5 protein-coding genes and 1 pseudogene are annotated in these 7,612 nt (G+C 70.2%); 3 read left to right on the top strand and 3 right to left on the bottom strand.

Translation table 11 applies throughout. The features are described 5' to 3' along the window. A pseudogene (locus G6027_RS00405) lies at nt 1-438 on the top strand (molybdopterin molybdenumtransferase MoeA); the annotation flags it as partial. 86 nt (nt 439-524) lie between these two features. On the opposite strand, the gene G6027_RS00400 reads toward G6027_RS00405, so the two are convergent. After that, nucleotides 525-680 (bottom strand): DUF6131 family protein, encoded by a 156-nt coding sequence (locus G6027_RS00400; protein WP_182634385.1) that lies wholly within the window; start codon nt 678-680, stop codon nt 525-527. 527 nt (nt 681-1,207) lie between these two features. On the opposite strand from G6027_RS00400, the gene G6027_RS00395 reads away from it, so the two are divergent. Further along, nucleotides 1,208-2,728 (top strand): sulfatase-like hydrolase/transferase, encoded by a 1,521-nt coding sequence (locus G6027_RS00395; protein ID WP_241726689.1) that lies wholly within the window; start codon nt 1,208-1,210, stop codon nt 2,726-2,728. 7 nt (nt 2,729-2,735) lie between these two features. On the opposite strand, the gene G6027_RS00390 is transcribed toward G6027_RS00395, so the two are convergent. Both G6027_RS00390 and G6027_RS00385 read right to left on the bottom strand, forming a co-directional pair. Next, the gene (locus G6027_RS00390; protein WP_182634383.1) at nt 2,736-3,425 is read right to left on the bottom strand and encodes a TenA family protein; all 690 of its coding nucleotides are present in this window, start codon (nt 3,423-3,425) and stop codon (nt 2,736-2,738) included. A gap of 355 nt (nt 3,426-3,780) precedes the next feature. After that, on the bottom strand, nt 3,781-4,896 hold the full coding sequence (locus tag G6027_RS00385; RefSeq protein WP_182634381.1) for an AraC family transcriptional regulator: 1,116 nt from the start codon (nt 4,894-4,896) through the stop codon (nt 3,781-3,783). A 102-nt stretch (nt 4,897-4,998) separates the two neighbouring features. Between G6027_RS00385 and G6027_RS00380 the strand changes: the two genes are divergently transcribed. Continuing rightward, on the top strand, nt 4,999-7,359 hold the full coding sequence (locus G6027_RS00380; RefSeq protein WP_241726688.1) for a fatty acid desaturase: 2,361 nt from the start codon (nt 4,999-5,001) through the stop codon (nt 7,357-7,359). Nucleotides 7,360-7,612 lie beyond the last annotated feature (253 nt).

Below are 7,612 nucleotides of genomic sequence, written 5' to 3'. Positions count from 1 at the left end.
GCGGACCGCGAGGGGGCCCGCTTCGCCCCGGTCGCCATGCAACCCGGCGGTCCGCAGGGGCTCTCGACGTGGCGGGAGACCCCGGTGGTGTGCCTGCCGGGTAATCCGGTGAGCGCACTGGTGTCTTTCGTGGTGCTGCTGCGTCCGGTCATCCTCGAGGCCGTGGGGCGCGTGCCCGTGCCGACCCGCCGGGCCCGGCTCTCCCGCGCGGTCGACTCCCCCGCCGGGAAGACGCAGTATCTGCGTGGGGCGCTGGTCGCCGAGCCGTCCGCCGCGAACCCCGACGAGAACCTGCCCGGCATCCCCACGGTCGAACCGGTCTCCGGCCCTGGGTCCCACCTTGTGGCGTCCATGGCCCGGGCGGACGTGCTGATCGAGATCCCCGCCGACGTGACCTCACTCGCCGCCGGCGCAGAGGTCGACCTCGTTCCTCTGTAGCCGCCCCTCAACGAGAAGAGCGTTCCGCACATCACCACTCGCGCGATGTGTGCGGAACGCTCTTGTCGACGGGCCTGGCCCCGGGGTCAGAACCAGTGTTTGCGACCACCGACCGCGCGGCCGGCTGCACCGAGGATGACGAGGATCACGCCGATCGCCACGAGCACGAGACCGATCGTCCAGAGGATGGGGATGTCCAAGAGGAATCCGAGGATCAACAGAATTGCGCCAAGAATGATCATTGGGTCGTCCTTTCGCTAGTCCGATACGGGAGTGGCCTGAGGGTACATCGGTTCACCCCGCGCCACGACCGCTGACGGCGTTCCCCACCGAACGGCCCGGTGCGGCCGAGCTGTGTGGACGGCCGGCGCGGACGGCCGCGGTGGCCGGATACCCCGCCTCACCTCGGACAGACCGGCCCTCCGGCGGCACAACAGCGCTATCCTGAGAGAACCTTCACCATTGCGGGCGGGACGAGCCACCCAGCTGTCGCGGCGATGCCGCGATCCGAAGCATCCGGTACCACCCCGGTCGACCCCTGGGGCCGCCCTCCCCGATCGCCCACGCGGTCCCCCGGCTGGCTCGGCCAGGTCAACCAGGGGTCCACCATGTCGCAGTCGCCCACCTCGTCGTCGTCCCATTCCCTCCCCACCAGTCCCCCCGCCGCATCGATCCCCCGCCGCACCTTCCTCGGTGGCACCGGGCTCCTCCTGGCCGCGGGCGCGGCGGGGAGGGCCGGATCCGCAGACGCCCCAACATCGTGATCATCATGACCGATCAGGAGCGGCGGCCCATGTTCTGGCCGGAGGGGTGGGCAGCGCAGAACCTGCCGCAGCGCCAACGGTTGATCGACACCGGTTTGTCGTTCGACACCAACGCCTGCAACTCCACCATGTGCTCGCCCAGCCGCAGCACCATGTTCACCGGCGTCTACCCCGCCCAGCACGGGGTCTACCGCACCCTCACCTCGGGCGGGAGCCTGTCGGCCGCCGAGCCACAGTTGTCCCCGACCACGCCCAACATGGCCGGGCTACTCGCCTCGGCCGGGTACGACGTCCACTATCGCGGGAAGTGGCACATGAGCAAGGGGGCCGACGGCCTGGACCCCACTCCCGCCGACATCGAGTCCTTCGGCTTCCACGGGTGGAGCCCACCCGAGGCCGGGCAGGACATCAAACCGGAGAACTTCGGCGGCGGAACCGCGAACAACGACCAGCGCTACGCCGACGAGGCCGTGGCGTTCCTGAACTCGGTGCCGAACGATCCGGATCGGCCGTTCGCCCTCGTCGCCAGCTTCGCGAACCCGCACGACATCCTGGCCTATCCCCAGACCTGGGACCTGGCGATGCCGGACGGGGGAACCAACTACCTCGACGCGGCACCGGGCTGCTTCCAGATGGGCATCGACCTGCCGCCCACGTTCACCGAGGTGCTGGCCCTCAACCACAAGCCCCGCGCCCAGACCCAGATCAACCTGGCCTCCCAGGTGGGACTCGGAGCACTGGTGGGCCAGGAGAAGGCCCGCAACTACGCCAACCTCTACGCCTACATGCAACAGGTCGTGGACCAGCACATCGGCGCCGTCATCGACGCGGTGGAGAGCAACGACCTGCGACGCGACACCATCATCATCCAGGTCTCCGACCACGGGGAGATGGGCATGTCCCACGGCGGGATGCGCCAGAAGGTGTTCAACGCCTACGAGGAGACGATGCTGGTGCCGCTCGTGATCAGCAACCCCGGGCTGTTCCCGACCGGAGTGAGGACACAGGCCCTGTCGACTCTCGTCGACCTCATGCCCACCCTCGCGACGATCGCCGAGGTGCCGCCCGAGGTGCGGGCCGGTTTCGACTTCCGCGGTACCGACCTGTCACCGATCATCTCCGACGCCGTCGAGAACCCGGGGGCCCCGACCCGAGAGGTGCAGGGCGTCATCCACTACGTCTTCGACGACGACAACATCGGCCAACCCAACGGGCAGACCTCGGTCACCCAGCCGAACCACCTCCGCACGATCCGGGAGCGCACCCGCAAGTTCACGATGTACTTCGATCCGCAGTGGGTCGAACCCCCGGTGTTCGAGATGTACGACCTGTCGGCGGACCCCCTGGAACAGCGCAACCTCGCGAACCCCTTCGCCCCGCTGCAGTTCCGCGCCGACATGTTCGCCGAGATGCTGCCGGCCCTCCTTGCGCAGATGGCGGAAAAGGGGACCACGCCCGCGGGGATGCCGGGAGACCTGCCGCTACCGACGGGGCCGATGGGATCGCTCGGCTCGGTGGGGTCCTGAGGGGCCGTCAGCGCTTGATCGCACCGTCCAGCGCCTGCTGCCAGAAATCGGCCTCCAGCCGGGTGGCCGTGCGGAACACCTCGGTGAGCTCGTCGAGACGGCGGTCGGTCAGCCCTCCCTCGGACAGCACGTCGAGCTGCTCGATCGCGGCGTGGGACGCGGCGGTGAACTCCACTCCCGAGTACTCGGCGATCCATTCGCCGTACGGGTGCCCGGCCCGGCCGCCCTCACCTGCGCTTTCGTGCTCAGCGAGCCGGGGTTGCAGGTGCGCCCCGATCTCGGCGTAACCGATGGTGCACGGCGCCAGTGCCACGTGCAGGTCGAGCAGGTCGCCGACCATGCCGCAGTCGAGCACGTAGCGCGTGTACGCGACGGTGGCCTGCTTCTCCGCGGCGGCCTCGAGTTCGGCGCGCGGGATGCCCCAGCGCTCGGTCAACCTCAGGTGCAGCTCCGTCTCGGCGAGGATCGCCCCCGTGGCCTCGTGGGCGGCGGTGATGTCGGCCAGCGTGCGGCTCTTGAAAGCGGCCAACGCGTTGGCTCGCGCGAACTGCACCAGGAAGTGGAAGTCCTGGATCAGATAGTCCCGGAACACCTCGAGAGGTAACGTCCCGCGCCCGAGTTCCTCGACGAACTCGTGCCGGGTGTAGGCCTCCCACTCGGGTCGGCAGCGGTCCTTGAGGGTCTCGAACAGGGTCAACTCAGGTCTCCTCGGCCAGTGTTCGGATCGCCACGCTCGGTCGGAGTTCGGACCACCACGCTCGGCGCGACGGCCGATCGCCGCTACTCGCCGAACCCGGGCCTGCGGGACGTGTATCGATCACCCACCAGCCTGCCACCCGCGACGAGCGGCCACGCCAGGCGCCCGTTCGTCGACCGATGCCCCTCGATCGGTCACGATTCGTGTGAATCGCGCACGATCTCTGAAACCAGAGCACATTCCTGGCGGGACTCACTCGGCCGATGCCTCCAGAACCTCGCCCGATCTGCACGGGTCGGCGAGCTGCACGGGTCGGCGAGCTGCACGGGGGTCGGCGAGCTGCACGGAGGTCGGCTCAGTACTGACCGTCACCCTGTTCGCCGCCCGGCTCCGCTGCCCGAAGGACCTGGCTGGGCGCGACGCCCTCCCATCGGGTGAAGCTCCGGGTGAAGGTGGCGGTCTCCGAATACCCGAGCTCGCGTGCCGCCTCTGCCACCGGCACGCGCAGCGCCAACAACTCGAGCGCCCGGTGATGCCTCACCTCGTCGAGCACCCGCCGGAACGAGGTTCCCTCCGCGGCCAGCCGACGGCGCAGGGTGCGGACATCAATGTGCAGGTCACCGGCCACCGCCGCCATCGACGGCCAGCTCTCGCGCTCGTGCCGCAGCCGACTGCGGACCTGGCCCGCCACGCCCACGCGCGCCAGCCGGTCGCCGAGCAGCTCACGGCACTGCCTCTCGAACAGCTTCGCCGTGTTCTCGTCGCCCTGCGGCAGTCGCTCGTCCAGCCGCTCTCGGGTGAGGACCAGACGGTTCCGCTCGGCGCGAGGCCGGACCTCGTCGCCGGTCAGTCCCCACGCCTCGCCGAGGATCACGGCGCTCTCCGGGCCGAGGGTCGTCTCGAGGCCGGCGATCCCCACATCGATCTGGGCTCCACGGAACGCCGCCGCCAACCCCGCCAGGTCGCGCTCCACCACGAAGGTCCGCACATCCGCGGGGATCTCGTCGTCGGCGGCAATGAGAAAGGCCACCCCCGGGTCTGTCCCTGCAGCGGCATCCTCCTCGAGCGAGAACCGCAGGTGCGTGGGCGAGAGCGCGAGGTACGGGAGGGCCCGATCGAGCGCCGCCCGCACGGTGGGCCCCGCGAGCATCATGAAACCGATGACGCCGGTCCGCCCGAGGGTCGAATGAGCACCGATGCCGGCCCCCAGTCCCGGCCGGTCCCCGAGTCGGCCCAGCAGATTGCGGATCACCACGAACTCCTGGTGCGCCCAGATCTGCGCGGTCTCGTCGTCGAGATCCCGCGGGTCGAGCCCGGTCCCGGCCAGGCACTCCCTCGTCGTCATCCCGCGTGCGACGCCGCCGTCCACCATGATGCGGATCCCCTCGGTGCCGCGAGGCACGGCCCACACCGGCGAGGACGAGCTGGGCGAGAACGAGCCGGGCGCGGACGAGCCCGACGACGAGGTCATCGCCCGACCGTAGCAACGCAGACCGCCGAGTGACCGAAAATGCCAACTATGCGACCGCCGGCGCCCTATCCCCGCCCCTCGCCAGTGGCTACCGTCACATCTATGACTCTCGCCAGCGACCTCAGCACCGCGACGGCTCCCGTGGGCTCACGGGCAGGAGACACCGGGCGCGGACCGGCAGGACCTGCAGGACCGACCGGGCTGGCCGAGGCGATCCAGGATCTCTACGCGCGGGCCAAGGCCGAAGTGGGCCAGGAGGATCTCGACCACATCCGCAACGTCACCGCCTACGGCCAGGCGATCGACGCCCGCCGCCGCGAGCTGCTGCGCCAGGGGGGTCCGCGCGCGATCCGCCGGGCCACCGCGCTGGAGATGATGTACCGGCTCATGCAGTTCTCCGAGCTGGGCCACAACATCGTCCACGGCAGCTACGACCACCTGCCGGACAACGGCGAATACCACTCGGACCGCTACGACTGGGACTTCAACGTCGACACCGACCACTGGAAGACGATGCACCACGCGGGCCACCACCCCAACACCAACATCGTCGGCAAGGACCACGACCTCGGCTACAGCGTCTTCCGCGGCAGCGCAGGCCAGGACTGGTACGGCCACCACCTCGGGCAGGTGGCGTTCATCTCCGCGCTCGCCGCCATGGCCCCGGTCGCCGCGCCGTTCTTCCTGGCCAACATCGCTCGCAAGGTGGAGGGCCGACGGTTCTTCAGTTCGTACACCCTGTCCTCCCCCACCCGGATCGCCCGCCGGGACGCGCGGCGCCGCTTCGTGGACGAGCCGTTCCGCTCCGGGTGGAAGCCGCTCCCGACGCTGGTCGCCAACTACCTCGGCGGCGTCACCGGGTACATGTCCGTGCTGTTCCTGGTGCTCATCGAACACCACGCGGGCGAGTTGGAACTGTTCACCGACCCCGGACCCGACGAGACCGCCGACCAGTACTACGAGCGGCAGATCCGGGCGACCCGCAACTTCCTGCCGAGTCCGCAGATGGACGAGGCGCTGACCCGGATCCTGGAGGAGGAGGTGCCGTTCGAGAACCGTCCCGACCTGCGGATCTTTTACGGCGGCCTGGACACCCACGTCGAGCACCACCTGTTCCCCGACCTTCCGCCGTCCATGCAGCGCAAGATCGCGCCGGAGGTCCGCGCCCTCGCCGCCCGGTACGGGCTGCCGTATCACGAGACCCCGTTGTTGGAGACGGTCCCGCTCATCGCCAAGACGCTCACGGGCCTGTCCGTGCCTTTCGGCGAGCGGGAGTTCGGCCGGCCGGCCGAGTTGCTGCGTGACCCCTTCGCGCTCGGGCGCCGCGTCATCTCGGGCTTCACGTACCGGCCCCTGCCCGAGTCGCCGTACCTGGACAAGCCGCGCTTCCACAACGCTCCCGCGAAGGTCCTGGCGGCCACGCCGGTCGCCGGTGGCGACGCACTCTCGGTGCGCCTGGCCAGGCCGCGCGGGTGGGAGGACGTTGAGTGGGAGGCCGGCGCGTACGTGTCGGTGCGGGTGGAGGTCGACGACGACGACCACGGCACCGTCGAGCTGGTCCGCCAGTACAGCCTCGTGCGCGACAGCACCGACTCGCGGCTCGACGGGGGCGCCCTGGAGATCTGCGTCAGACGCGTCGAGGGCGGTCGGGTGTCGACCCGGTTGAACGACACGCTGAAGGCGGGGCGCTACGTCACCCTGGTCGGCGTGCCGCAGTCGTCGGGCGACTTCGCGATGGACTCCCCGGCCGCCCCGTCACTGCACATCGCCGGCGGGGTGGGCATCACCCCGATCATCAGCCTGCTGCGCCGCATCGCCCGGGAGACCGGGGCCGAGGCCGAGGCCCGCACCGGGACCAGCACGGGGGTCGACGCCACCCTGCTCTACTTCAACCGCGACGAGCGATCCGTCATCTACGAGGCCGAACTCCGCCGACTGGCCCGCAGCTCGGGCATCACCCTGCACGTGTTCACCGACGCCCCGTCCGGGCGCGGGGACCTGACCACGGGTCGTCTCAGCCCGGAGCTCCTGCGCCGGACGGTCCCGGACGCCGCCGACCGCGAGACCTACGTGTGCGCCCCGGCCGCGGTGATCGACCTGGCCCGCGACTGGCTACGCGACCTCGGGCAGCCGGCCGAACGCTTCCACGCCGAATCGTTCACCGCCCCGGAGCTCGAGCGACCGGCTGACGACGGCAGTCGCTACACAGTGCGCTTCCGCCGCACCGGGACCTCGGTCGAGATCGACGGAGCCACGACCCTCCTCGAGGCGGCGGGTCGAGCGGGCATCGCCGTCCCGACCGGATGCGAACGCGGACTGTGCAAGGCGTGCGTGACCGGCAAACTCAGCGGCACCACGAGCGCGGAGGCCCGTGCGGCCGGAGGTGCGACCGACGCCGTCGTCCAGGAGCGGATCACCGTGTGCACGAGCATGGCCAGCTCGGACATCGAGCTGGACCTCTAGCTCCTGCCCCGGCGGGCCCGTCGAACGCCCTGGCGGGTCATCGAGAAAGACGTTCCGAACATTTCTACTCGGCGGATGTGCGTGAAACGCTCTTCTGGACTGTGGCGTGGGGGCTCTGGCGTGGGGGCTCTGGACGTGGGGGCTCTGGACGTCGGGGCTCACCACTTGCCGCGCGTGTACTGCGGCGGGTAAGGCGCGTCGCGCCAGTCCACCCCGAGCTCGGCGGCCGCGCGCTGGGGCCAGGCGGGCTCGC

This window comes from Dietzia sp. SLG310A2-38A2 (assembly GCF_014145095.1).
Classification (GTDB): domain Bacteria; phylum Actinomycetota; class Actinomycetes; order Mycobacteriales; family Mycobacteriaceae; genus Dietzia.
The sequence above is the reverse complement of the archived record's forward strand: the minus strand, read 5'-3'. Positions and strand labels throughout refer to the sequence as shown.